The following is a 25,667-nucleotide window of genomic DNA, read 5'->3' on the forward strand; positions in this document are numbered from 1 at the left end:
ATTCCTTTCGACATAGCATGTTAGGGCATCACTGCCGTTATCTCTTGGCTGCCAATTGCCCCGTCCGCCCATAGATGCTGGCAGGGCGCTGCAGGCCATAATGCTCCCTTAAAGTTGTTCCTGTATATTCACTGCGAAAAATACCGCGGTTTTGCAGCTCCGGCACCACCTTGTCCACGAACAGCTCCAGCCCCTCCGGCAAATATGGAGGCATGACATTAAAGCCGTCTGCCGCTCCGCCGCGCCACCATTTTTCCATTTCATCGGCAATTTGCACTGGCGTGCCTACCATCGAATAATGTCCGCGCGAGGCGGCCGTTTTGATAATCAGCTGACGCATCGTCAGCTTTTCCCGGCGGGCAAGCTCCACATAAAGCTGGTAGCGTCCGCGGTGGCCATTCACTTCGCTTTGCTGCGCCAGAAAATCGACGGGTACCGGTCCATCCAGCTCAAACCCGGTCATGTCGGTGCTGAACAAATTAGAGAGACGCAGCAGACCGTAATCAAATTGGATGTGGTCATGAAGCGCGGCCTCCCTATCCCTAGCTTCAGCTTCCGTATCGCCGATAATCGGGCAAAACCCCGGCAATATTTTCAGCTCATCCTGCTGCCTTCCATATTTCTTCATTCGCGATTTCAAATCCGTATAAAAGAGGCAGCCGTCCGCGAAGCTGTTTTGTGCCGTAAACACGACCTCCGCTGCATGCGCCGCGAATTCCTTGCCCGTCTCCGAAGCGCCGGCCTGCACCCGTACGGGCTGCCCTTGCGGGGGCCTCGGCAAATTCAGTGCGCCTCGCACCGAAAAATAGCTGCCTTCATGGCGTATCTCGTGTATGCTGCCAGGATCAGCGTAAATGCCGCTCTCCTTATCCTGTACAAGCGCATCGTCCTCCCAGCTGTCCCACAGCCGCTGCACCACTTCCAAAAACTCTGCAGCGCGCTTATAACGCTCCCCATGCTCCGGAAGCTTCTCATCAGCAAAGTTGTGGGCAGTGGCATCATTGGTTGATGTCACAATGTTCCAAGCGGCACGGCCGCCGCTAATAAAATCAAGCGAAGCAAACTGCCGCGCCACATGATACGGATGGCTGTAAGTCGTCGAAGCCGTACCGATTAATCCAATCCGACTAGTCAGCATAGCAAGCGCAGAAAGCAGCGTAAACGGCTCCAAGCTTTGCAGCACCTTGTATCGGATAGTCGGGGGCAGCGCATACGAATCAGCCAAAAATAAGGAATCGAGCTTGCCACGCTCCGCCGTTTGCAGCAGCTTGACGTAATAGCGGGCATTTGTAACATCCTGCGGGCTGCTTCCCGGCAGCCGCCAAGCGGCCTCATGATGGCCATTGCCCATAAGAAACACATTCAGGTGAAGCTGCCTGTCGGTCGCCTTCATTCCTTCCTCCCCTTCCACTGCCCTTTTATTGGGCGGAAATAACCGACTGCCTGGATGAAGAGCGCTCTGGCCGCTCCAGCCCGTAATGCTCCCGCAGCGTCGTGCCTTCATAATCGGTGCGGAACAGACCGCGATTTTGCAGCTCGGGAATGACCTTATCGACAAATTCCTCTAGTCCGCTCGGGAAGTAAGGCGGCATCAAATTAAAGCCATCTGCTGCCCCCTGCTTTATCCAGCGCTCCATCTCATCGGCAATTTCAATCGGCGTGCCTGACATCGAATAATGTCCACGCGACGTTGCTGTCCGCAATATAAGCTGCCGGATCGTCAGGTTTTCCCGCTGCGCCAGCTCCAGATACAGCTGATGCCGTGCTTTTTGCGAATTGATTTCATGATTTTTCGCCAGCTCTGCGAAAGGCAGCGGACCATCGAGCGGATAACCGCGCAAGTCCATCTTCAGTAAATTGGATAAACGGTACACCCCGTATTCCGGCTGGGTCAGCTCATTCAGCTCGCGCTCCTTCTCCTTCGCCTCCGCCGATGTATCGCCGATGACCGGACAAAAGCCCGGCAAAATTTTAATTTGCTCTGGCGAGCGGCCATATTTCGCCATCCGTCCTTTCACATCCGCATAAAAGCTCCGTCCATCCTCAAGCGTATTTTGCGCGGTAAAAACAGCCTCCGCCATACGAGAGGCAAACTCTCTGCCGGTATCCGATGCTCCCGCTTGTACCAGCACGGGATGTCCTTGTGGCGACCTCGGCAAATTTAACGGCCCCAACACACAGAAATGGCGGCCAACATGGTTGATTTCATGCAGCTTATCCGGGTCCACATAAAGTCCCTGCGCCTTATCGGCAACGACCGCGTCCTCTTCCCAGCTGTCCCATAGCCCCTTCGCCACCTCCATAAACTCGCCAGCCCGCTCATAACGGTCGGTATGCTCCGGCAGCGGAGCCGCGCCAAAGTTGAAGGCCGTCGCATTGCCCGTCGAGGTTACAATGTTAAAGCCCGCCCGGCCCCGGCTAATATGATCCAGCGAATTGAATTTGCGGGCGACATGGAAGGGCTCATTATAGGTTGTCGAAGCCGTCCCGATCAATCCGATGCGGCCTGTCGCAATCGCGAGTGCCGATAGCAGTGTGAACGGCTCCAGCGCCTGCTGCACCAGAAACTGCATCGTTGGCGGCAGGCCGTAGGAATCGGCGAGAAATAGCGAATCCAGCTTGCCCGCTTCGGCAATTTTCGCCAGCTTTATATAATAGTCGATATCCGTCACCCCATTCGGGTCGCTGCCCGGATGGCGCCATGACGCTTCGTGATGCCCTGTATTTCGCAGAAACAAGTTCAAATGCATCTTCTTTTTGCCATAACTCATCTTCTACCACTCCTCAAAAGGATATAGGGTCACCCTGGAACGGGATGGCGACTCTGCGTTCTAATATTGATAACGATTTTCATTTACGATTTTAACGAAATACTTAAAGTTAATCCATGTACATTTTTGCCCTATTTTTCTATATTAAAATTATTAAAAAACTCTTAGAATCATTAGATTCCAAGAGTCTTCGGATTTTATAGAAAATTAAACTAAATTTAATGTAAATTATTTGTTAACAATTGTAAGAAGCTCACGCGCTGGAGTACGCGGGGCAGCATGGGGAATCACTCGCGGATAGCCAATATGGAGCACGGCGACAATTTTTTCACCCGGCTGTACGCCTACACCAGACTCATCGCGAAATTTCGGATTATACATGTAAGGATTCGACTTCCACACCATGCCAATTCCCTTCTCCCAGGCGGCAAGCTGAAGATTTTGAATGAGACAGCATACGGCCGAAAAATCCTCATCCCACTGCTTTTGACGCGGGTCCTCCTTGAGCACGACCATTAAATGCAGCGGGGTAAGCATGTACTCCTTCATCCGGTGCTCGCCATACTTTGCCAGCTCCTCCGGCGAGAAGGTGGACAGCACCGCATCTGCGAAAATTTTGCGCCCCTCCCCTTCATACACGATAAAACGCCAAGGCTCGCGCAAATTATGATTAGGGGCCCAGACCGCTACATCGAGCAGCTCCGTCAATGTCTCCACGGATACCGGATCTTCCTTGAAAACCCTCACCGTGCGCCTTTCCTTTATGAGTTGCGATACCGTATTCGGCAGAGCGGACTTGTCCGTATGCATCGTTTTCTCCTCCTTGTGTCCAGTTATGGACGATTGCGATTGCGGTACAGCAAATAGATTAAATAGGGCGCTCCAATAGCTGTCGTTATAATGCCTGTAGGGATTTCAATAGGCGGCAGCAGCGCACGTCCCAGCAGGTCGGCAGACATCACGATCAAGCCGCCAACTAAAGCCGATACGCTTAGCAGCCTGCGGCTCGTCTGGCCCACCAATTGCCTCGCAATATGCGGTCCCATCAAGCCAATAAACCCAATGGTGCCGGCCATCGCGACAGAAGCGCCAGCCAAGCTTACGCTGATGAGCAGTAAAAGGCCGCGTGAACGCTCAACCGAGCTGCCAAGCCCGATGGATAGCTCATCGCCAAGCTTCAAAATATCCAAGGTCCGCGACATAAGAAGCGCTGTCGGAAACAAAATGAGCAGCCAAGGAAGCAGCGGCCAAAAATGATCCCATGTTCTTCCATATGTACTTCCCATCAGCCAGATCATCGCCTGCTTAATGTTCTGAACGTGACGCGTCGTCATCCAAAAGGTAATATATGCGTGTGAGGCCGCGCCCACCCCTACGCCGACAAGCAGCAGCCGCATTGGTGCAGCTCCACGTCGCCAAGCAAGAAAATACGTAAGCGCAGCCGCTCCAAGCGCCCCGCTAAACGCAATAAAAGGCAGCAGCGCAATCGGCACCGATGGCAGGGCAATAATGGCGGTAACCGCCATTAAGGCAGCACCTCCGTTAATGCCAATAACACCTGGGGCAGCCAGCGGATTGCGGGTAATCCCTTGTAAAATGGCACCTGACAGCGCCAGCCCGCAGCCGACTAGAAAGGCTACCAGCGACCTTGGAAAGCGCAGCTGATTGACGACAAACTCATATTCAGGCTCGCCAATGCCGATGATCGTTTTCCACGCTTGTGACAGCGGTACAGGATATTCTCCGATCATAATGCTCATCGAGAGAACGATAAAATTGGCGGCAATCAGGACAACTATGACGGGCCACAAAGGGGCGGAGGCGGATAAAGTGAAACGGGACATTATCGCTTCTCCCTCCTTTGAGCCAAATAAATGAGGAAGGGAGCGCCTGCCATCGCCGTCACTACACCTGCCGGAAGCTCCTGATAGGGAAAAATAAAGCGAGCGGCGATATCCGCCAGCAGCAGCAAGCCCGCTCCAAACAGCGCAGAATAAGGAATAATCCAGCGATAATCCAGTCCGACCATAAATCTGACGATATGCGGAACCGCAAGACCAATGAAGCCGATTGGCCCAGCAATAGCGACAGAGCCTCCCATAAGGAACATGACGATGAACAGCGCCGCCGTCTTCATTAGGCCGATTTTCAGCCCCAGCCCCTGAGCAACCTCATCGCCGAGACTAAGCAAATTGATTTGCCGGCTGAGCGCCAGAGCGCCCGTGATCCCGACCAGCATGTATGGCAGCACGCGCACGAACATTTCCATACTGCCACCGGTTAATGAACCCGCCATCCAGAAGCGCATTTCATCCAGCGACTCCTCGCTGAAAATAAGAATGCCCTGCACCATGGAGGCAAGCAGCATATTGATTGTGGCGCCCGCCAAAATCAGCTTAATGGACGTAAGGCCTCCCCGGCCCAGCGAGCCAAGCATAAAAACTACGAGACAGGCAAGCCCAGCCCCGAGCAGTGCCGCCCACATATGGACAAGCGAAGACGTAAAGCCAAATACAAACATGGAAATGACGAGCAGCAGCGCCGCCCCATAGTTGCTTCCGAGCATCTCGGGGCCCGCCAGCGGATTGCGGCTAATCGCCTGCATAATGCTTCCCGCCATCCCGAGCGATGCTCCGACCATCATCGCCATTAGCGCGCGCGGCACACGGACCGTGCGAACGATCAGATGCTCCCTTGAGCCGTCAAATGAGGTAAACGCATCGATGACCGTATGAAGCGGAACCATTGATTTTCCTACAGCGATGCTGGCTGCAAGGCCAAGGATGACAAATACAATACCGAGCACAATGCCCATAAGCCGAATATTCAAATCCGTTCCTCCCTAAAAGCGTGGCGGCAGAGCGCCAGCTCTGCCGCAGCAGGGACACTCTGCCTACTCACCACGCTTCCAATCCCTTGAACGCAAGCGCTGATTACGCTTTGACCAGGAACTTAGCCAAATCGTCAATCATAAGATTGACGGCCTGTATGCCATGCCCGCTGAGCCAAACTTCCCAGCTCGCTACGTAGACGCGATCATTTTGCACACCTTTGAGCGTATTCCATAGCGGATTGCTTTTAATTTTTTGCTCAAAATATTCCTGCTCGCTTTCGCGTCCGAACAAAATAATGACATCGCCGTCCAGATCGGCAATTTGTTCCTCTGTCGCATTAAAGTTAAAATCGTCATCGCCGCTTTGTACAGCTGGACGCTTAATGCCTGCACGCTCTACTACACCGCCAGTGAACGAAGGCTTCAAGTAAACGGAAACGCGGTCCTTCCTTGGACGAAGCAGCGAAACCTCCGTCGTATTCAAGCTATCGCCCAGCTTTGCGTGCAGCTCTGCAATATGCGCATCAAATTGCTCAATCAGCTTCTTGCCCTCTGCTTCTTTGCCAACAATAGCGGCGTGCACAGCCAGATTCGCCTCCCATTGTGCGCCGCCTACCTCAGTAAATACAGTTGGCGCAATTTGTGAAAGCTGTTCATAAATAGCCTCCTGGGTATCCTTGATGCCGATAATGACATCTGGCTTCAACGAGGCAATCGTCTCCAAGCTCGGCTGCTCCACCGTTCCGATATTCGTAATGCCATCTGTTCCTGTCAAATAAGTGGCGAAGCCATCATCCACCGAAATGATCGATGGCGCGCCAACCGGCTTCACGCCAAGTGCAAGTATATTATCAAGTGCGCCATTATCCAATACAACCACTTTCTGCGGATTAGGCGGAACGACTGTTTCTCCCATCGCATGCTTGAAAGTACGATTTTCTGTCGACCCAGCAGCATTTGCTTCAGCGGTTGGCTGAGTGCTTTCTCCCGCAGCCGGACTAGCACTGCTTTGCCCAGGCGATGCACCGCCAGTTCCATTTGCCGCAGCTCCGCAGCCTGATACGACGAGCATCAGCAGCAGCAGCACCAGTACCGCGCGCGCCTGCCCATTGATTTGTAACTTGAATAACATTGAAAAACCCTCCCTGTATGTATCTTCGGCCTTTAACGACCATTTTTATGAGAACTATTCTCAACGAGAATCATAAAACGTTTGGCGCTTTTTGTACATTGATCTTTTTGTCCGATTCCATATAAGATTTTATCATCTACCCCATAGTTGACAATAACCTATTTTCATAATTGACTATGATAATGATTTTCATTTACAATAAACAGGATCCCATTTTTCTTATTTTTAAATATAAGCATTTATAAGTTTCACTCTTATAACAGGCTTATATTTCTCGGACTGAAACGCGCCGCGCCGCCAAAGGACGGCGACAGCCGTTTCACCTTGCAGCAACCGATGCCTCTTACCAGACTAATAGACTGGAGACGCCAAAATGAAACGTACAATGGTTTTTTTATCTTCCATTCACAAATACAGCAAACCCGCTCACACTTCTATTCAGCGGACGGCGCCCGCTCCGATGCTCATCTTTCTTACCCGAGGCTCCGGCCTCCTCTCTATGAACGGCTATGAGCGAAAGCTCGAAGCGCTTGAGCCGCTTCTGCTGCTTCCCGGCATGTCTATACGCTTCCAAGCAGGTCGCGGAGACTTTGAATATTATGTGCTGATGCTGGATGCCGTTGGTATCGCCAAACAGCGTGAAAGCCGGAAGGTACAGCTTCCCGAGCTGCCAGCCGAGCTGTTCAATAGTGGCATTAAACTGCACAGCCAGCAGCAAATCTCCGAGCGCATCGCACGCCTATATGAGACAGCCTCACAAGCCGATAAGTTCGAAAGCAGGCCTGAACGCGAGATGATGATTCAACTGCAATTTCAGGAGCTTTACAGCACAGTCCTGCTAGAGCTGCTGGAGCTTAATCGCATTCCAACATCTGAGAAGGGCATGCAGGAAAGCATTAACTACCTTCATAAACATCTGCATGAAAAAATCAATCTGGAGCAGCTTGCCAGTATCGCCATGCTGACGCCAACCTCCTACTCGCGCAAGTTTAAGAAGGTAATGGGCGTCACTCCCTTTGAATATTTAGCAGAGCTTCGGGTCAAGGAGGCGAAGGCCCAGCTCTCGCTGAATGGGGCGTCTGTCAGAAGTGTCTCCGAGCGGATTGGCTTTGGCAGCGAATTTTATTTCAGCCGGGTATTTAAAGCAGCGGTTGGCATTTCTCCCAATCTCTATATGAAGCGCCATCAATTAAAAATCGCGGTCGTCGCCTGCTCCAGCTTTGACGACAGCTTGCGCTCGCTCGGCATTTATCCGATAGCCAGCATGAACTGCTTCCGTTATCCCGGCATGGGAGAAGCCGAGCATCTGCGCAAAGTGACCGGACATTTGCAGACGCTGATGCTGCTTAAACCGGATTTGATTCTCATTGATCGCTATCATCATAACTACGAGGAGCCGCTTAAACAAATCGCCTCCACCGCTTGTCTGGAGCATCATGCCGACTGGCGTATCGCCTTGCACAAAATTGCGGAGATGATCGGCTGCGAGCTCACCGAGCAGACGATGCTCAGCGAGCTGGCGCAGCAAACCGACGACGCCCGCAAGCAGCTCGGCCGCTCCGTCGGCAGCGGTAGCCTGACGTTAATGCGGGTTACGCACAACGCCGTACGCATTCAAGGAGCGCCGGACCATCCGCTCAACGAGCTGCTGTTCACCGAGCTCGGACTAACGGCGGGCAGCTCTTCTCCAGCCATTGACCACAAGGTCGAAATGCAGCCGGAGCAGCTTAGCGGCCTATCCATTCAATCGGATTATTTGTTCGTTCAGAAGCTTCATCATGGACCGAGCAGCGATCAAATTTTGCAGCGAATGCAAAGCAGCCCCTTCTGGAAAAAGCATGAGGCTGTCCAGAGCGGCCGTGTACGCTTCATCCCAAATTGGTATGCCATGTGCTGGACGCCGATCGGCCGCAAAACGATTATGGATTCGCTGCTCCTCTATACGGACGGACAGCATCATGCCTAGTTTTTCAACAAGGTGAAACGGCTGTCGCCGTCCTTTGGCGGCGCGGCGCGTTTCATTCCGAGAAATTATAGAGAAGGGATAGCGCTAGGATATCCTATCTCTATATTTCAAAAAAAAGCCTATGCGGCCGCGCTAACGCGGCTACATAGGCTTTTTGAATGCTTCGCCCGCAGGTCGGGGCGTAGAAGCGTTATTTTCAGGAGTGGCGATCGTGTCAGAAGGAGTTTCGGGATTTGCTCTAGCATCGCTTCTGGATTTGCCGCTGCCTCCAAGCATTTTGTAGCTCCAGCCGGCATTGAGCAGCATGAGAAAGGCAGACATGAGAAAAACTCCCCTTATACCCACGTAGCCATAAGCTGCCCCAGACACGATGGGCCCAAGAACGGCCCCCAGGCTGACTGCGCTCGTATCAAAGCTGTATGCCCGCGTCTCCATCCCCTTCGGCACATACTGCTTAATGAGCGTTCGCACCGTCGGAATGAGCCCGCCAATGAACATGCCAAGCAAAAACCGCAGCAGCAGCAGCTGCCAATAATAAGCGACAAAATAATGCAGCAGTACGACTACGCATGCGCCGAGCATCGAGTAGCTCAAAATGCGGTGCGGGCCTGTTCGGTCAGAGCGCCTGCCAAGCAGCGGCGCAAAAATCATATTGGACACGCCCGTAACCGAGCTGACCAGCCCTACATATAAAGCCAGCATGCCCGCCTCGCCATGCAGCTCCTTGACGAACAGCGGAATAAACGGCAGAGATCCGGTCAGCGCAAACTGAATCATGACGCTGACCGCCAGCAGCGCGGGAATTTGCCGAACCCGACATAACACGAGAAAGCCGCCGATCGTGGAAACATTTTGCTCGGAGTGCTGATCGGCTTTCACAAAATGATCCTTCACGACGATAGCAGTCAACAGTGCCGCCAAAAACATCACCGTGCCCGTTATGAAAAAAACGCTCCGCAGCCCAAGCCATTCCGCCAGCAAGCCGCCAATAAGCGGCCCCATGACCGTACCGGAAATATTGCCGGAATGCAGCGTCCCCATGGCGAAGCCCATTCGGCTGCTCGGCGTATTCGTCGATACAATGGCAGTTGCCGAAGGTGAAAACCCGGCAAAAGCGCCATTGAGTAAACGAAGCAGCAGCAGCTGCCATGGCGCCTCAGCGAAGCCCATCATCGCAATGACGATGGCCATGCCGAAGCCTGCTCGCAGCAGCATCATTTTTCTCCCATAGCGGTCGGCTATTCTTCCCCAGATGGGTTGGCAAATGAATAAGGTCACATAATGGGCGGCGAATATCGCTCCAGCCCAAAACCCCGCCTCACTGACCGAGCTCACGCCCAAATCCTCTAGGAACAACGGGAGAAAGGGGATGACCATCGTCGCGCTGCCCGTAACAAGAAAATTGCCGAGCCATAAAATGGTGAGATTCAGCCGCCAGTTAACCGCTGCCTTGTCTGCGCCACCTGCTCCGGCTGGCGCCCCTTTTCCCTTCACGCGTGGACGCCAGGCCGTGCCTCTACGCTGCGCCCGTAATGCTCCCGCAGTGTGCTGCCGGTATAATCGGTGCGGAACAAGCCGCGATTTTGCAGCTCAGGAATGACCTTGTCTACAAAGTCATCCAGCCCTGATGGCAGTGAAGGCGGCATTAAATTAAAGCCATCGGCTGCTCCTGCGACTGCCCAGCGCTCCATCGCATCAGCTATTTGTATCGGCGTTCCTGCCATGGAGAAATGGCCGCGTGAAGAAGCGGTGCGCATCATAAGCTGGCGAATGCTGAGCTTTTCCTGCTGCGCCATTTCAATAAACATTTGATGCCGGCCCTTCTGCGAATTGATTTGCTCGGTTTGGGGCAAGTCGGCATAAGGCAGCGGACCATCCAAAGGATAAGCAGACAGGTCTATCCCAAATAAATTAGACAGCCTATATAGTCCATAATCGATTTGCACCAGCTCATGCAGCTCCTGCTCCTTTTCCTTCGCCTCTGCTTCCGTATCGCCAATGATGGCGCAGAAGCCGGGCAAAATGCAAAGGCTATCCGTACTGCGGCCGTATTTAGCCATTCTCGATTTCAAATCGCTGTAAAAGTCGCGCCCGCCCTGCAGCGTATTTTGTGCTGTAAATACGGCCTCCGCCGCCATCGCGGCAAATTCCTTGCCCGTATCCGAAGCGCCTGCCTGCACTAGCAGCGGGTACCCTTGCGGCATGCGCGGCAAGTTCAGCGGACCGCGAACCGCATAATGCTCACCCTTATGATCGATCCGCTTAATTCGCTCGGGATTCGCATAGACGCCGGACTGCTTGTCGATGATGAGCGCATCATCCTCCCAGCTGTCCCATAGCGATTTGACGACCTGCAAAAACTCCTCGGCCCGGCGATAGCGCATCGAATGCTCAGGAAGCTGCTCGTCGCGGAAATTGAAAGCCGTTGTATTGCCGGTAGAGGTCACAATATTCCAGCCGGCCCGACCTCCACTGATGAGATCCAGTGAGGCGAATTTGCGGGCAATATGAAACGGCTCATTATAAGTGGTCGAGGCAGTGCCAATGAGCCCGATATGCTTCGTTGCCATCGCAAGCGCGGATAGCAGCGTAAACGGCTCCAGTCCTTGAAGCACCTTGTATTGAATCGTAGGCGGCAGGCCATAGGAATCGGCGAGAAAAATCGAATCCAGCTTGCCCCGCTCCGCGGTCTGCGCCAGCTTTACATAATAATGCACATCGACTGCCCTCTCCGGGCTACTGTCGGGATGCCGCCATGAAGCCTCATGATGGCCGGTGCTCATCAGAAATAAATTCAGATGCAGCTGCTTTTTCGTCTGGGTCATCGTTTTCAGCTCCGTTTCTTTAATCAAGGTAAATGTGCTGCGGCTGCGCGTGGCTCAAAAACTGATGATGGGATATCGCCCAGCCGTAAGCACCTGCATAAGGAAATAACACAATATCCCCGACACGCACCCGCTCGATATAGCTGTCGCGCGCCAGCACATCTTTAGGCGTACACAGCTCGCCAGCTATCGTTACCCGGCTATCAGACAGCTGCGGACGTTCGAAGGAATAGGGCCAGCTATCCACCGCTATAATGCGGAACGGATGGCTGTGCTGCCAGGATGCCGGCAGCCTGAAATGGTGCGTACCGCCGCGCAGCAGGGCGAAGCGGCTGCCGTGATTATTTTTCACCTCGGCCACCTCCGCCGCGTAATAGCCGCAAGAAGCGACAATATAGCGGCCGCATTCAAATACGAGCTTGACCCCAGGCGCACATAGCGGAGCAATCTGCTCCCGCAGCCCGTCCGTGAACTGTTCCCACTCGAATTGGCGCAGCAAATCTGCATAATTGACGCCAATTCCACCGCCTACATTGATGTAAGCAATGTTCAGATGGAACTGCTGCGTCCACTCTGCAGCGCGGCGGCAATAAAAGGCGAGCAGCTCCAAATGCCGATCGACGCTCAAATTATTCGATAGCGAATGGAAATGAAAACCGTCGATTTTGATATGGCTTAACGTGCGAGACAACTCCAGCAGTTCAGGAATTTGCTGCTCATCATTGCCGAACTGCGATTTCCGTCCCGCCATTACGAGCTTTGCATCCGGCAAAGGGATGCTTACATTTACGCGCAGCAGCACCGGCATGATTTCCCTGCGCCGAGCGGCAAGCTCGTTCAATCGCAGCAGCTCATGCCTGCTTTCCACATGAATATGGCGAACCTTTCGCTCCATAGCCTCCATCAGCGCCTCATCGGTTTTGACGGGACCTCCATAAATAACCGGAATGCTAACATCCACCTCGCGCGCTTTGCGGATTTCGCCTGCGGAAGCCGTCTCAAACCCATGAACATAAGGAGCAAGCGCTCCTATAATAGGTGCCTCGGAGTTTGCCTTCAGCGCATAAAACAGCTGGCAGAAGCTCGGCAGGCTGGCGGTCAGGCGGCTAATATGCTGTCGGAGCTCAGCCAAATGGTACAAATAAGCGCAATAGGGCTGATCGGCATGCTCCTGCTTATCCGACATTACCCGCTTCAGCACGGAGGCAGTAATCGGCTCGTCCCTGCGCTCTGCCACCGCATAAAGCGGATTAGGCAGCGTTACATAGGACGGATTTTCGCCGCACTGGCTGAACCAGCTGGACAAATTCGCTTTGGCTGGCAGCTGGGGCGTATGAAATAAATCGGTCATATACGGCTCAGCCCCGCTCAGCCATGAAGAACGGCGAAGCGTATGATGAACGGTGTGCCACAGCGCCAATTCCTCCACATCCAGCGAATAAGCGATGGCATGAATGAGATGGCCGAAATGGTTGACCAGCACATAATATTTAAATCGATCCCATGCCTGCTTATCTGCATAAAGTGCCGGATGGCCCTGCGGCAGTGTAAAGGCAGTCTGCCCAGTAGAGCTGTTCCCTCGTGCTGCATAACTGGACTTCCTCCCGGAAGCTGGCTGTCCATGCCGCTCTTCGCTAAGGCAAGTCCCTTCCAAATCACGGACGTAAAAACGTACCGGCCAGCCCCGCTCTAATGCAACTAGCGAGTTTTGCACATGGGCTTCCATGCTGACTCCATGCTCTGCAAATAGCCAAATCAGCGGTACCAGTGATATTTCAACATACTGCTCCAGCCATTGCTGGGCAAAAGAAAGATCAGGTGCCGCCTGCCGGGCATCTGCGGCAAGCTGGATGAAGGCGCCTATCGGCGCAGACTTCGGTTCCGCTCCTTCCTCAAGCAGCGCGGCGACTACTAGCGGGCTTGCCGCTTCTTCAGGTTCATGGCCCAACTCCGTATAGGCCGGGTTGCGGCGGAATACGACGCCAAAGCTCGCGGCAAGTTCCGCCGCTTCTGTTGCGCTTATAGCAGCCTCTAGTGATTCAGCTGGCACATCCTCCAGCAAATTAATCGTCTGATACCCTTCTTCAAGGATAATAGTGAACGTTTCTCCAAACGGGCTGCTTTGCTCCAGCTGTGCGAGAATTCGGCTGGCCTCAATGGTTCTGACCAGCTGCTCTGTCGGATTATTTCTCACAAAATGAGTAATACGCACTTGCAGCGGAAGCTTGATCATATAAGGGCTTTGTGCATCCCAAACGGTACGCACAGATGAGGTCGGCACCACTTCATTTCCTAGCGGGCCCAAATGCACAAGGCCGCCTTGCTCCATGAGCCGCTCGACCACAGGCAAGCGGAGCAAGTACTCCGCCTGCCAAGGATGGACCGGCATAAGAACGTAGTGCTGGCGAGCAGCAGGCAGCAGCTTCAGTGCGGCTAGGCGTACCTTCTCAGGGGTAACCGTATCGCCCTTCTCGCCCACTGCTTGATCTCCAATCCACTGCTGCTGCACGAGCTCCGGCTCAGCGGCAAAATAATGCAGCGTAAACGCAGCGCCAAGCTCCGGAGCGTAGCGGACTTTATCGTCCGCCGTAAATCCCTGCGAGCTTTTCGGGGCAGGATGGAATGGATGGCCCTGCAGCATCGACTGCTCTGCCAGCCTTATTCGCCCGCTGCCATACGTCCTTGCAAGCTGCATGCCGCCACTGCCTGACTCCTCTAAGAAATGGCTCATATTGCTCAATGAGCTAGCAATTTGCGCCAGAAATGCTTCTTCTTTGCTTGCATCTCGGCTTCCGCTCGCAAGCGCGAGCTCGGCCACTATAATCGCTGCTAGCCCAGCTGCACCATCCAGCCAGCTGAACGGAGCATGACGAGCTGCCCTTCCTGTTCCCTCCACGAGCCACAGCGAGTCGCCATATTTGTGATGGCCCATCGCCGATAGCCAGCGAATAGAACCGACAATTGCCCCGCGGGAATGGGGCAGCTCCAGCATAAATGCCCCAAGGCCTCCTTCACGAGCGACAGCTGCCTGAAGCTCCATCGGCAGCTGCTGCTCCGCATGAAGAAGCGGGCGAAAATGTCCCGCTTCCCGCATATACGCATTGAGCAGCCGCTCCACATGCGCTTGCTCCGCTATTGCCAGCGGAGCCGCGATTGTTTTCCGCTCACTCATAGCATCACCCTGCAGATGGCGCAGCTTGCTCAGCGCCAAACAATTCCAGCTCGCTGCCAATGCCCGCCTCTCTCGCCTTCCGATAAATTTCCGCGGCGCTGGCAATGTCCTCAATAGCCATGCCCATTGGATTGAGCACGATGATTTCCTCATCGTTCTCGCGTCCTGGCTTCCGGCCAGTAACCAGCTCGCCCAGCTCGCCATACAGCTGCTCGCGCGAATAATTGCCCTCCGTGACAAGCTGATGAATAATTTTTTTCTCCCGATTCGCCTGCTGCCAATCGTCAACGACGATTTTGTCCGCGCGGAGAAAAACATCCTTTTGCAAATCCATAATCGAAATATTGCTGACGAAAGCGCCTTTTTGCAGCCAATCGAATGGAATATACGGCTGGTCGGCGACCGTGCAGGTGACGATCACTTCGCCGCTGCGCACAGCCTCTTCCGCACTCCCCGCAACTGTAATATCCACATGGTTGAAGCGCTCGCGCAGGCGCTGAGCGAAACGCTCCGCCGCCGCTGCGTTCAAATCATAAAGCTGCAGCGTCTTAATAGCTGGAAACTGTTCAAGCATCGCCTGCATCTGCATGCCGGCAATTGCGCCACAGCCGATGCAGCTTAAAGCTGCAAACTGCTTTTTCGCCAAATAACGGGCGCCAATAACGGTAACGGCTGCAGTGCGCATGCCGCTAATCAGGCTCGCCTCCAGTATCGCTACCGGATAATTGCTCTGTGGATCATTCAGCACAATGACGCCGCTGGCCCGCTCCGCTCCAAGCCGGGATGGATTGTCATGCTTGCTTCCGATCCATTTAATACCGGATATCGGCTCGTTTCCACCCAAATGAGCGGGCATGGCGATAATCCGGTCGGCAATATGGCCGCTCTGTTCATTGACGCGCAGATACGGCTTCAGCGGCTGTACGAAATCCCCTTCCGCATGCAGCGCAAGTGCATGGCTGACCGCCTGCACATACAGCTCTGACGAATCGCCTCCCGCCCGGCGAATATCCTCGCGGTTCAAATACAGCATTTTGTTCATACTAGTGCGCCTCCTGTTTGTTCGAGCATACTGACCCAATCATCGTTATAAATCGTATCCATGTAACGATCCCCACGATCGGGGAATACGGTAACAATCGTCGAGGACGGAGAAATAGACGGCAGCAGCTTGCCCAAGGCAGCAATAATCGACCCCGTAGAGCCACCTGCAAAAATCCCCTCTTGTCCAAGCAGCTGCTGGCAGCCGGCTACCGATTCCAAATCGCGCACATAGATGACCTCATCGATTTCATCCCTGCTGAGCAGCTCCGGCACGCGGCTTGCGCCAATGCCAGGAATTTCTCTCGTTCCCGGCGGGCCGCCGAATATAACGGAGCCTGCCGCATCCACTGCAATTACTTTCATATGCGGATTCGTCTCGCGCAGCCGCCGGGCAAAGCCCAAAATACTGCCGGTCGTGCTGACCGCACAAACCAAATAGTCTATTTTTTCATCGATTTGCTCTATAATTTCACTCGCTGCAGTAGAATAGTAGGCTTTCCAGTTCCATTCATTGGCGTATTGATTGATCCAGTAGGAATCCTGAATTTGGCCCAGCAGCTCGTTGACCCGCTGAATCCGCGTTTTGAGATAGCCGCCCTGCTCATCCTTGACGGTCACCATATCAATGCTCGCGCCCAAGCTTTTAATAATTTGCAAATTCGTTTTTGATATTTTTGGATCGACGACACAGGTCAGCTTCAGCCCCTTGATCTTCGCAACCATCGCCAGCCCGATGCCGAGATTGCCGGAGGTGCTTTCGATTAAATGCGTATTCGGCCCGATTAAGCCGCTCTCGAAGCCTTGCTCAATCATATACAGCGCAGATCGATCCTTCATGCTGCCGCCCGGATTCATCATCTCCAGCTTGGCGAACAGCCGGACGCTTGAGTCTGGAAAAATTCTTTTCAGCCGAACGAGCGGTGTTCCGCCCACACAATCTACTACGGAGGTCACTCCTGCCTCTTGCTTGTGCACCGTTTTCACATTCATCTAGTTCACACTCCCGTTTCTCTCATATGGTATAGCGGATTGACGACAGCATGATTGCGGATTACATGCTCGCCGAACAGCCTGCGCCTTGTTAACTGCCCGACCTCTATCGTTTCAGCAAATAGATCATAGCGCTCTGCCTTATGCAGACCGAATGTGCTCAAATAGCTTTGGATCGGCGCCGCAGCGGCTTGCCAAAACGCTGTTTCCTGAAGCCCATAATGCTCTTCTAGAACGAGACAAAGGTCAGCAAGCATAATTTGCAAAAAAGAATCCATCAGAAAATTGCGAATCTTCTGAACATTATTCGTTTCCATAGGCGATGTGCTGTAGCTATTAGGATGCAGCGGATCGGAGTCCAGTAAATGCTCAGGTCTCGATTCCTGCTCGCCATCGCGAGTATGGAAACGCACACCGCCGGGCAAATCCCGCAGCGCAATTCGCGAAGGCACACCTTGCTTGTGAATGAGCACTAAGTTTTGACCATGCGATTCCATTGCAATGCCATGCTCGAACAGCAGATGAATGAGCGGCAGCATGCTGATTGAAAGCAGCTTATCCAGCCAGCTTCGAAGTCCTTCGCGCTGCACCCAGCTGTCGATAAACGGCTTGCCGTCTGCGCCAATATGGCATAAAACGGTGAACGGTGCTGCCTCCTCGCCCTCCTCCAAGTGAACATAGACGCTCTCGCGCCATATAGCGCCAAGCGTTCCATAGCCGGCGGCCCGTACAGGGCCTGGCAATAAATTGTAGCGGAAGGAGACGCCAGCATGCTCCTTGAGCAGCACGAGCTTGAGCTCATCGTGCAAATAGCGGTCACCAGCCACAATGCTTTCAAGCCAATCCGATAAAATCGGCGCATTCGTTACATGATGCGTTCCGAGAAGGCGTACAGCGGATGTATTGACGATGCTGATCGCGGTTTTGACATTATTTTTGAGCCGGTTATTGCGATTGGACAACGAACGGATCGACTGCTGCGGAGAATAATGATCTCCTTCTTCGCCGAGCACAACGATACGCCCGCTGGCCATGAACCGGAAATATAGGGGAGCGATTTTCTCCCGCCACTGCCAGGGATGAACCGGGACGAACGTAAATTCCGCCGCCGCAAGCCCTTGCTGCTCCAGCTTTTGTACAAACCTTGCAACAGTCTCCTCGCCAAGCTCACGGGCAATATGCTCCGCCCATGAACGATCCTGGGATACGGCGAAAATCAGATCCTCCTTATGGACCGCTAGCCATACCAGCTGGAACCGTCCATGAAATTCCGGGCCATACTGCGCATTATCCTCCAATTGGAAGCCGATTCGCGATTTGAAGCACGGATGATACGGATGCGCCTCAATAACGTCGCCCTCCAAATCCGCCAGCTCCCGGCTGCCGCTAACCGGATGCAGCAGTCGGTGACTGCGGGCAGCCGCTTCCTTGATCAGCGTCTGCTCGATCTCCTGCGTGAAGCGCTCTAGGTACCGCGGCTCCTCCACCATCGCAGAAACGATTTCCTGCAAAAATAACGCAATATCCTCGGCTTCCTGCCCGATTCCATCCTGATGCTCCGCTGCCTGCCTAAACAGCGGCTGATCCGTTAAGCGAAGCTTGCCAAAGCTCAGCTTGCGCCTGAATGAACAGCGATAATAGACGGGACGCCCCTCGGCATCCATTCCTGTAATCGAAATCTTCTCTGCTCCATCAGCAGCGATAACGCTGTCGTAAGCAATCATCTGCTCATACAGCAGCGCCTCCAGCAGCTGGCGGAATACACGCCGCCGCGCTGGCGGATAAGCCTCCGAATGGACAATCTCCTCTATCCCCGCCTCGTGCTGCGTCAGCTCAAGTGCCTTCATTTCTTGTTCTCCTCCTCTATGCAGTCCGATTGGTCACGGCGAGCTTCACGGTCAGCTTTGCGATTACTGTCACGGTAGCCAGCCAAGGCATTCGCAATCCAGTGATCCCGCTCTCCGCCATCTCCTCGCAGTCTGCGGGCAGCAAGCAGCCCAACGAAAACTTGATTTCCAAACAGATTATAGGCCTGAAACTGCTCTGCCAGCTGCGGAAAATCCCGTTCATATTGGCCGATCGCATCCGCAACCGCCTGCCAGAAATGCTGCTCCGCGAATGAATAATGCGTATTCAAAAACAAAGCCAGCTCCGCCAAATTCACAAAAAACAAAGCGTTATGCACCACGTCCCGAACGTCATGCTTAACATCCGTTTCCGGCAAAGCCGCAGGGTTCGCATTTTCTCCGTTATAAAATAATACGCCGCCGGAAAAGTCCTTTACGGCGAGCCGCGACGGTACGCCGCTGCGATGCAGCAGCACGAGATTTTGCGCATGCGCTTCAACTGCGGCCCCATGAGCGAACAACAAGTGGAGCAGCGGATGCAACACAACGCTGAGCAATTGGTGAAGCCATACCTCAACCCCTGACGCTTGCACCCATGGCGCAATAAAGGGCTGCCCGCCCTGCCTAACATGGCATAGCGCCGTAAATGGAACCGCCTGCTCACCCTGATCTGCATAAAGATGGACGCTGTCCCGCCATAAGGCGCAAAGGGTTCCTTCTGCCCGCCCGCGCACGGACTGTGGAAGCCGTTCATAACGATAAGAAACACCGAGCCGCTCCTGCAATAAAATCAGCCGCAGCGTTTCGCTCAAATACCGATCCCCCGCCACCATAGCCGCAAGACGGGCCGAAGATCTCGGACCATTCCTCGCATGCCGCGGACTAATTGTCCGCAGCGATGATGTATTGCGAATGCTTAGCGGCAATTTAATCGACAGCCCCTTCAGCTCTGTGCGGTTAGCTAAAGTACGAATGGACTGTTGTGGCGAGTAGAGGTGACGGCTTTCGCCTAATACGACGATTTTTCCTGAAGCGATCTCCTTGAAAAATAAACCGGAAAGCACCTCCCGCCACTGCCATGGATGTACAGGCATATATACATAATCCTTTGGCTCGCTGCCTTTCTGCTCCAATCGCCGCTCCCACTGCGTGAGCAGCTCCGCGCCAACGTCTGCTAAGATAAGCCCGCGTCCATCTATCCCTTCGGACGACGTCATTTCCACATCCTCCTGCCAGACGGCGAGCCAGAGCAGCCGAAACTGCGGATGAAATTCCGGACTGTACGCCTCGTTATCAGCCATCGAAAATCCGATTCTCGACTTGAAGCATGGATGGTACGGGTGCCCTTCCAGCACATCTCCCTCAAGCTCGTCGTAGCTGCGGTTGCCGCCCCGCTTATTGCTCTCCTCCTCGTTTACCCACTGCAAGGCAGCGGCTTCCTTTAGCAGCGTCTGCTCCAGCTCTGCGGCAAAGGCGCTGATCTGGCTAGGTGCCTCAGCAAGCGAGCGGGCCATTTCCTCCAGAAAGAGGGCAATATCCTGCGCCTCCTCCTGTCTTCCATCCTGAAGGCGATTTATGATGCTGTTCGTCAGCTTTATTTTCCCAAAACTTAGCATTTTTCTGCCTTGGCAGCTATAATGGACCGGCCGCTCTTGATCATCGCGACCGAAAATAAGTATTTCCAGCTGGCCATCCCGCTGCTCTGTGCATGTAAACGCGGGGAGCCTTTCAAATACGAGCGCTTCAATCAGTTGGGTGAACACCCGCCTTCTCGCCCTCTGAAAAGCCTGTGAGCTTGCCAGTTCGCCTATTGCTGCCTTATTCGCGTAAGCCATTCCCGTTGGAAGCACCTCCTGGAATTTTTAATTGATTTTCATTATCAATGATATCGACAACGCCTGCGACCGTCCATGTAGCATTTTGTCCGATTTTACCAATTGCTGTTGAACCAAGGTGAAACGGCTGTCGCCGTCCTTTGGCGGCGCAGCGCGTTTCAGTCCGAGAAATATAAGTCCTATTTATAAGCTACAACTTATAAATTCTTATATTTGCAAAAAAAAAAGCAGGAACCTGGATGAACTCCAGCATTCCTGCTTTTTTAAACCTACACCTGTACAAGGGCCAGCTTATTCCGCTGTTGGCTCGGATTGATTCGGTTTCGGCGGGCGGTTTTTGCCGCGATAAGGCGATTTCTGGCGCTGCGGCTGAGCCGGCGCCCCTTCATTGCTTTCAGCGGAAGCGGCGATTTCCTTGCTTGCCGCAAGTCCTCTTGGCGGCTTCTTGCCGCCGCTGCGATCTGCACGCTCTCCGCCCCCGCTACTGCCGCCATTCGGCCGGTAGCTGCGGCGCTCACGCTGCTTGCCACCGCTGCGTTGCGCAGAAGCAGAATCCTCGCTGCGATTGCCGGAGCTGCCGCGCGAAGTATGGCTTTGACCTTGCTGGCTTTGCTTCTGACCCTGATTCAGAGCACGTGGTTCACCAGGAGACTTGGCTGCCGGAGCATCCGTCTGCACGAGGCCGTCCTCCTCCTGCCCAGCCGTCTGAAAAGCTTCCTCTAGCGCCATGAACAGCTTGTCGTTGAGATCAGCCGTCAGTGCATCCTCCTCGTCCACTTCCTCAAGCTCGGGAGACTGCTTCACGCTTCCGGTCTTCTCCAGCACAAAGTAAGGGCAGCCAAAGTTGCAATATTCATTAATGTAATCCGACGCATAGGAGAACATCGTATCACGAGTTGACTTCATATGATTGTCTTTGAAAAAACCTTTCAGGCGCAGCTGGCTATAGCCCCAGTCGCCCACGATATAATCATACCGCTCCAGCACCTCGCTGTAGCGGGCACGAAAGGCCTCTTGATTCCAGCCATTTCTGTTCTCATGAACAAGCTCATATATTTTACCACCGATTTGAATCAAGACGACTTCCCACCTCTCGAAGCTTCAGTTCAAGCCTTATACGCTGCTCAGCTCGCGCTCTTCAGCGGCAACAGCAGAATCCGTCTGCTCATGCGCATGATAGGAGCTGCGAACGAGCGGACCGGACTCAACATGCCGGAATCCACGCTTCAATCCTTCTTCCTTCAAAGCGGCAAATTCATCTGGATGCACGTAACGAACTAGCGGCAGATGGTTTGGCGTTGGCTGCAAGTATTGGCCTAAAGTCAAAATGTTGCAATCCACAGCACGCAAATCATCCATCGTTTTCAAAATTTCTTCAAACGTCTCGCCAAGGCCTAGCATAATGCTCGACTTCGTCGGAATTTTCGGATTCATCGCTTTCGCGCGTTTAAGCAGCTCCAGTGAACGGGCATATTTGGCCCGGGCACGCACGCGGTCAGAAAGGCGCTCTACCGTTTCAATATTATGGTTCAAAATATCAGGCTTCGCATCCATAACCACTTGAAGCGCGGCTTCATTGCCTAGGAAATCCGGAATGAGCACTTCGACGCGGCAAAACATAACGCGCTCGCGAATCGCTTGAATCGTTCCGGCGAAAATAGATGCGCCGCCATCCTTCAAATCATCGCGTGCAACGGATGTTACGACGCAGTGGCGCAAACCCATCTGCTCCGCTGCTTCAGCAACGCGTTCCGGCTCTTGTGTATCAAGCTCCGTTGGCATACCCGTCTTCACCGCACAGAAGCGGCAAGCCCGCGTACAAATGTCACCTAATATCATAAAGGTTGCTGTACGATTCGCCCAGCATTCATAAATATTTGGACAGCGCGCTTCCTCGCATACCGTATGCAGCGTCTTGGTGCGCATCATGTCCTTAATTTCGGCATAATTGCCGTCAGTCGTTAATTTAATGCGAAGCCAATCCGGCTTCGGCAGTTTTTCTGTTTGTTTGGTTGGTTTCATCCGGCATCCCTGCTTTCACTCCATTTAACAAGGCCCTACCTTAAACGCAACAATGGCTGCATTTCAAAATAAGCCCTGACCGTATCACTTTCGCTATTATAGCATGTTTCTTCCCTATGTAGCACGTTATTGCCCATTCGATTCATTCGAATTTCAGATAAAAGCCATACAGATTTACGATAGATGACGAGTCTGCGCGCTTCGCATAAAAACCAATGATTTGCAAAACCTAACCATTAAGCGATACAGCTACAGAAAGGATGGACAGCTTGAAACAGACCGTGCGTTTTGCAGCAGCACTCACACTTTCCACCTGCCTCATAACCGGGCACTTGGGGCAAGCCCATTCGGCATCCCGGCCTGCTGAGTATAAGGATGAAAGCCTTTTGCCAGCCCAGTCCACACCCCAAGCTGCCGAAGTGTTCGCCACCCGGCAAACGTTATATGACAAGTTAAGCTTGATGACGGGCATTCCCTGGCCGCAGCTTGCGGCTATCGATCAATATGAGCGCACTCTGTCCAGCGCACGCCCGAAATCGCGGCCGCTTCTAGGCCAAACCGTTGGCGTCTTTATTGAGCAGGATCAATGGAGCGGCCTGCTGAATCCGAATAAAGATGATATATCACCGCTTTCCATTCGCTGGTTCAACGGCATTGGCCGGGACGGCGATGGAGATGGGCAAGCGGAACGCACCAATGATTCCGATTTGCTGTATGCGATAGCAAGCAAAATTTTGCAGCATGGAACGACCGAGGATGATTTGGCCATCGGGCTGTGGGAATATTATCATAACAGCCGCTCTGTCCAGCGCATTCAGCAGTTTGCGCGTATTTATGAAGCGTTTGGGCGACTGGATCTGTTTGAGCATGCTTTTCCGCTGCCTGTCGGGCATAACTATTCGTATAAAAGCACTTGGGGCAACGCCCGCAGCTGGGGCGGCAGACGCAGCCACGAAGGCACCGATCTGTTCGCCGGCTACGGCCTCTCGGTCAAAAGCACCTGCTACGGCATTATCGAGGTGAAGGGCTGGAACCCGTTCGGCGGCTGGCGCATTGGCATCCGTGATCTCAACAATTATTACCATTATTACGCGCACCTATCCGGTTTCGACAAATCGCTGACCGCCGGAACGGTAGTCAAGCCGGGACAAGTGATTGGCTGGGTCGGAAGCTCAGGCTATGGCAAGCCGGGAACCCAGGGCAAATTCCCGCCCCATCTTCACTACGGTATATACCGCGACCGCGGACTCATCGAATGGTCCTTTGATCCGTACCCGCTGCTGAAGGCATGGGAGCGCGAAGAACTGCGACGAGCAAGGTGAAACGGCTGGCGCCTTCCTTGGCGGCGCAGCGCGTTTCATTCCGAGAAATATAGAGAAAGGATGGCGCGTTAGGATATCCTTTCCTATATTTCAAGGTGAAACGGCTGGCGCCTTCCTCGGCGGCGCGGCGCGTTTCATTCCGAGAAATATAGAGAAAGGATGGCGCGTTAGGATATCCTTTCCTATATTTCAAGGTGAAACGGCTGGCGCCTTCCTCGGCGGCGCGGCGCGTTTCATTCCGAGAAATTCCGTACCGCTAATTGCTGGCCGCTGGCCGGCAGCTAGCGGTTTTTTTCATAGGCGGCAGCATTATTTTTGCTTTATTTTTTATTGAGCGGCCTGATTTAATGATGACAAACATGTTGTCACTAATGGCATGCTATACTGGGTTAAAAAGGGAGGGAGGCTCCGTTTGAAAAGGAATGATCGCCTCATTGCCATTATGATGGCCTTGCAGCAGCGGCCCGAGACAGCGCAGGCTTTGGCCAGCAAGCTTGAGGTATCCAAACGAACGATTCTTCGCGATATGCAGGCGCTAGCCGAGATGGGAATACCGTTGTATTCCATATCGGGGCCTGCTGGAGGCTTCCGACTAATGGATGGCTATAAGCTGCCGCCGCTGCATTTCGATTCGCAGGAAGCACTCGCTGTGTTATTTTCGCTAAATGCCATGACTAAAATGGCCGACACCCCTTTTAACCAAGCACGTTTTACAGCTATTGATAAAATTCGGGCCACCATGCCGGAGCATATTTTGCAGCATATAGAGCCGATCTTGGATCGTATAGAAATTTCGATTCCCGATCGGAGCTACAAAACGCCGCTTCTAGAGAAGCTGCTGGAATATGCAGGAACATCGATCTGGATTCGCGCCTTCTATCGCTCCGAGCAGCATCAAAGATCGCTTGAGCTGCTGCCCCTTCGGCTCTACACAGCGCATGGCTTCTGGTATTGTGAGGCTTATTCCGTGCTGCATGAAGAACAGCGCACATTCCGCGTTGACCGTTTTGTGGAATTAGAGCCCACTGAGCCGCCGCCAGCGGCCTCAGCCTACTTGGACAAGGCTATATCGGCGGAGCCCGGTGCAATGAAGCTCGTTCACATCGCTGCCCAATTAACGTATCGGGGAGCTTTGCTCGCCGAGCAGGACCCTCATTTTGGGCAGCTGGTCCAGCAGGTGGACAGCCAGCTATGGCAGCTTGAAATGGATTTGCCCATGTCCGAATGGGATTGGGCTGTTCAATTTTTCACCTACATTGGCATGGATGCCGAAGTGACGCAGCCGCCTGCACTGCGAAAAGCGATCTATCAACGAGTATGCCAGCTCGCTGCCCGCTATGAACAACATGAATAAATAAACGACCAAACAAGGAGACGATACTTGATGTCAGGAACATTTACCGTTAGAGATCATTTACTGGAGGAATTGGAGCTGTCCATTCGGACAAGCTGCTCCTTCATTGCCCAAATTCAGCCATCCGAGTGGGACTTTCGTCCGCAGGACAATATGCGCTCGCTGCTTGAGCTCGTTCATCATTTGGTAGCTATTCCGGCGAGCGATCTTGCCATTTTGCAGGAAAAGACAGAGCATGAAGTGGCGGCAGTTGAAAATGGAGCCGCTGGCATTACTAGCCCCGATGAGCTGATTCAGCGTTTTCAAGCCAACCTCGCAACGTTCAGGCAGTATATCCTTTCCTTAAGCGAGGAGGAGCTGCTGAATCAATCATCTAAGGCTTATTATTTGGAGCATGGCATGGTTCAGATCAAATGGCTTATTGAGGTCGTTACCCATACGTTCCACCATCGCTCGCAGCTTTACAACTACTTGAAGCAGAACGGACATGACGTGAATTTCTTCATGCTGTACATGTAATTTTCGCTTACGCTTAAATGAAACAACAATGAATC

At 53.3% G+C, this 25,667-nt stretch carries 19 protein-coding genes; 4 read left to right on the top strand and 15 right to left on the bottom strand.

All coding sequences use genetic code 11. The features are described from left to right. Positions 1-37: 37 nt before the first annotated feature. The 6 genes from MHB80_RS22710 to MHB80_RS22735 all read right to left on the bottom strand — a co-directional run bounded on the left by MHB80_RS22710 (position 38) and on the right by MHB80_RS22735 (position 6,736). Positions 38-1,393, bottom strand: coding sequence for an LLM class flavin-dependent oxidoreductase (locus MHB80_RS22710; protein ID WP_341279113.1), 1,356 nt, complete (start codon positions 1,391-1,393; stop codon positions 38-40). Between the two features lie 25 nt (positions 1,394-1,418). Continuing rightward, a complete protein-coding gene (locus MHB80_RS22715; protein WP_341279114.1) occupies positions 1,419-2,771 on the bottom strand; it encodes an LLM class flavin-dependent oxidoreductase in 1,353 nt (450 codons plus the stop codon). A gap of 228 nt (positions 2,772-2,999) precedes the next feature. After that, positions 3,000-3,581, bottom strand: a complete 582-nt coding sequence (locus MHB80_RS22720; protein WP_341279115.1) for a nitroreductase — start codon at positions 3,579-3,581, stop codon at positions 3,000-3,002. Positions 3,582-3,604: 23 nt separating this feature from the next. Continuing rightward, positions 3,605-4,615 carry an iron ABC transporter permease gene (locus MHB80_RS22725; RefSeq protein WP_341279116.1) on the bottom strand — a complete coding sequence of 337 codons (1,011 nt, stop codon included), beginning with the start codon at positions 4,613-4,615 and terminating at the stop codon, positions 3,605-3,607. Beyond that, a complete protein-coding gene (locus MHB80_RS22730) occupies positions 4,615-5,601 on the bottom strand; it encodes an iron ABC transporter permease (RefSeq protein WP_341279117.1) in 987 nt (328 codons plus the stop codon). Before MHB80_RS22730 ends, MHB80_RS22725 begins: the two co-directional genes overlap by 1 nt. A 103-nt stretch (positions 5,602-5,704) precedes the next feature. Beyond that, positions 5,705-6,736, bottom strand: coding sequence for an iron-siderophore ABC transporter substrate-binding protein (locus tag MHB80_RS22735; RefSeq protein WP_341279118.1), 1,032 nt, complete (start codon positions 6,734-6,736; stop codon positions 5,705-5,707). Positions 6,737-7,109: 373 nt separating this feature from the next. Here MHB80_RS22735 and MHB80_RS22740 point away from each other — a divergent pair, with 373 nt between their 5' ends. Further along, positions 7,110-8,702: an AraC family transcriptional regulator gene (locus MHB80_RS22740; protein ID WP_341279119.1), complete on the top strand. Its 1,593-nt coding sequence runs from the start codon at positions 7,110-7,112 to the stop codon at positions 8,700-8,702. Between the two features lie 141 nt (positions 8,703-8,843). Here the strand turns inward: MHB80_RS22740 and MHB80_RS22745 are convergent, their stop codons facing one another. From MHB80_RS22745 to lipA, 9 genes are all read right to left on the bottom strand, one after another. Then, positions 8,844-10,196 carry an MFS transporter gene (locus MHB80_RS22745; RefSeq protein WP_341279120.1) on the bottom strand — a complete coding sequence of 451 codons (1,353 nt, stop codon included), beginning with the start codon at positions 10,194-10,196 and terminating at the stop codon, positions 8,844-8,846. After that, entirely contained in the window at positions 10,193-11,527 is a 1,335-nt protein-coding gene (locus tag MHB80_RS22750) for an LLM class flavin-dependent oxidoreductase (RefSeq protein WP_341279121.1), read from the bottom strand. Before MHB80_RS22750 ends, MHB80_RS22745 begins: the two co-directional genes overlap by 4 nt. 19 nt (positions 11,528-11,546) lie before the next feature. After that, positions 11,547-14,759, bottom strand: coding sequence for an IucA/IucC family protein (locus MHB80_RS22755; RefSeq protein WP_341279122.1), 3,213 nt, complete (start codon positions 14,757-14,759; stop codon positions 11,547-11,549). Next, positions 14,704-15,741, bottom strand: coding sequence for a 2,3-diaminopropionate biosynthesis protein SbnB (sbnB, locus tag MHB80_RS22760; protein WP_341279123.1), 1,038 nt, complete (start codon positions 15,739-15,741; stop codon positions 14,704-14,706). Before sbnB ends, MHB80_RS22755 begins: the two co-directional genes overlap by 56 nt. Then, the gene (gene sbnA, locus MHB80_RS22765; protein ID WP_341279124.1) at positions 15,738-16,733 is read right to left on the bottom strand and encodes a 2,3-diaminopropionate biosynthesis protein SbnA; all 996 of its coding nucleotides are present in this window, start codon (positions 16,731-16,733) and stop codon (positions 15,738-15,740) included. The genes sbnB and sbnA overlap by 4 nt, the downstream gene beginning before the upstream one ends. Positions 16,734-16,738: 5 nt before the next feature. Beyond that, positions 16,739-18,580, bottom strand: a complete 1,842-nt coding sequence (locus MHB80_RS22770) for an IucA/IucC family protein (protein WP_341279125.1) — start codon at positions 18,578-18,580, stop codon at positions 16,739-16,741. Next, complete coding sequence (locus MHB80_RS22775; RefSeq protein WP_341279126.1) at positions 18,577-20,415, bottom strand: IucA/IucC family protein; 1,839 nt, start codon at positions 20,413-20,415, stop codon at positions 18,577-18,579. The genes MHB80_RS22770 and MHB80_RS22775 overlap by 4 nt, the downstream gene beginning before the upstream one ends. A gap of 291 nt (positions 20,416-20,706) precedes the next feature. Next, complete coding sequence (locus MHB80_RS22780; RefSeq protein WP_341279127.1) at positions 20,707-21,492, bottom strand: YutD family protein; 786 nt, start codon at positions 21,490-21,492, stop codon at positions 20,707-20,709. A 36-nt stretch (positions 21,493-21,528) separates the two neighbouring features. Further along, complete coding sequence (gene lipA / locus MHB80_RS22785; RefSeq protein ID WP_099519069.1) at positions 21,529-22,437, bottom strand: lipoyl synthase; 909 nt, start codon at positions 22,435-22,437, stop codon at positions 21,529-21,531. Positions 22,438-22,706: 269 nt separating this feature from the next. On the opposite strand from lipA, the gene MHB80_RS22790 reads away from it, so the two are divergent. From MHB80_RS22790 to MHB80_RS22800, 3 genes are all read left to right on the top strand, one after another. Beyond that, on the top strand, positions 22,707-23,759 hold the full coding sequence (locus tag MHB80_RS22790) for a M23 family metallopeptidase (protein ID WP_341279128.1): 1,053 nt from the start codon (positions 22,707-22,709) through the stop codon (positions 23,757-23,759). A gap of 412 nt (positions 23,760-24,171) precedes the next feature. Beyond that, positions 24,172-25,113, top strand: coding sequence for a WYL domain-containing protein (locus tag MHB80_RS22795; RefSeq protein WP_341279129.1), 942 nt, complete (start codon positions 24,172-24,174; stop codon positions 25,111-25,113). A gap of 30 nt (positions 25,114-25,143) precedes the next feature. Next, positions 25,144-25,632 carry a DinB family protein gene (locus MHB80_RS22800; RefSeq protein WP_341279130.1) on the top strand — a complete coding sequence of 163 codons (489 nt, stop codon included), beginning with the start codon at positions 25,144-25,146 and terminating at the stop codon, positions 25,630-25,632. Positions 25,633-25,667: the final 35 nt, after the last annotated feature.

The sequence above is a fragment of the Paenibacillus sp. FSL H8-0537 genome (genome assembly GCF_038051995.1).
Taxonomy (GTDB): domain Bacteria; phylum Bacillota; class Bacilli; order Paenibacillales; family Paenibacillaceae; genus Pristimantibacillus.

Coding starts and splice junctions, on each gene's coding strand:
- MHB80_RS22710 (WP_341279113.1), bottom strand. CDS start 1,393: ATGAAGGCGACCGACAGGCAGCTTCACCTGAATGTGTTTCTTATGGGC.
- MHB80_RS22715 (WP_341279114.1), bottom strand. CDS start 2,771: ATGAGTTATGGCAAAAAGAAGATGCATTTGAACTTGTTTCTGCGAAAT.
- MHB80_RS22720 (WP_341279115.1), bottom strand. CDS start 3,581: ATGCATACGGACAAGTCCGCTCTGCCGAATACGGTATCGCAACTCATA.
- MHB80_RS22725 (WP_341279116.1), bottom strand. CDS start 4,615: ATGTCCCGTTTCACTTTATCCGCCTCCGCCCCTTTGTGGCCCGTCATA.
- MHB80_RS22735 (WP_341279118.1), bottom strand. CDS start 6,736: ATGTTATTCAAGTTACAAATCAATGGGCAGGCGCGCGCGGTACTGGTG.
- MHB80_RS22740 (WP_341279119.1), top strand. CDS start 7,110: ATGAAACGTACAATGGTTTTTTTATCTTCCATTCACAAATACAGCAAA.
- MHB80_RS22750 (WP_341279121.1), bottom strand. CDS start 11,527: ATGACCCAGACGAAAAAGCAGCTGCATCTGAATTTATTTCTGATGAGC.
- sbnB (WP_341279123.1), bottom strand. CDS start 15,741: ATGAACAAAATGCTGTATTTGAACCGCGAGGATATTCGCCGGGCGGGA.
- sbnA (WP_341279124.1), bottom strand. CDS start 16,733: ATGAATGTGAAAACGGTGCACAAGCAAGAGGCAGGAGTGACCTCCGTA.
- MHB80_RS22770 (WP_341279125.1), bottom strand. CDS start 18,580: ATGAAGGCACTTGAGCTGACGCAGCACGAGGCGGGGATAGAGGAGATT.
- MHB80_RS22775 (WP_341279126.1), bottom strand. CDS start 20,415: ATGGCTTACGCGAATAAGGCAGCAATAGGCGAACTGGCAAGCTCACAG.
- lipA (WP_099519069.1), bottom strand. CDS start 22,437: ATGAAACCAACCAAACAAACAGAAAAACTGCCGAAGCCGGATTGGCTT.
- MHB80_RS22800 (WP_341279130.1), top strand. CDS start 25,144: ATGTCAGGAACATTTACCGTTAGAGATCATTTACTGGAGGAATTGGAG.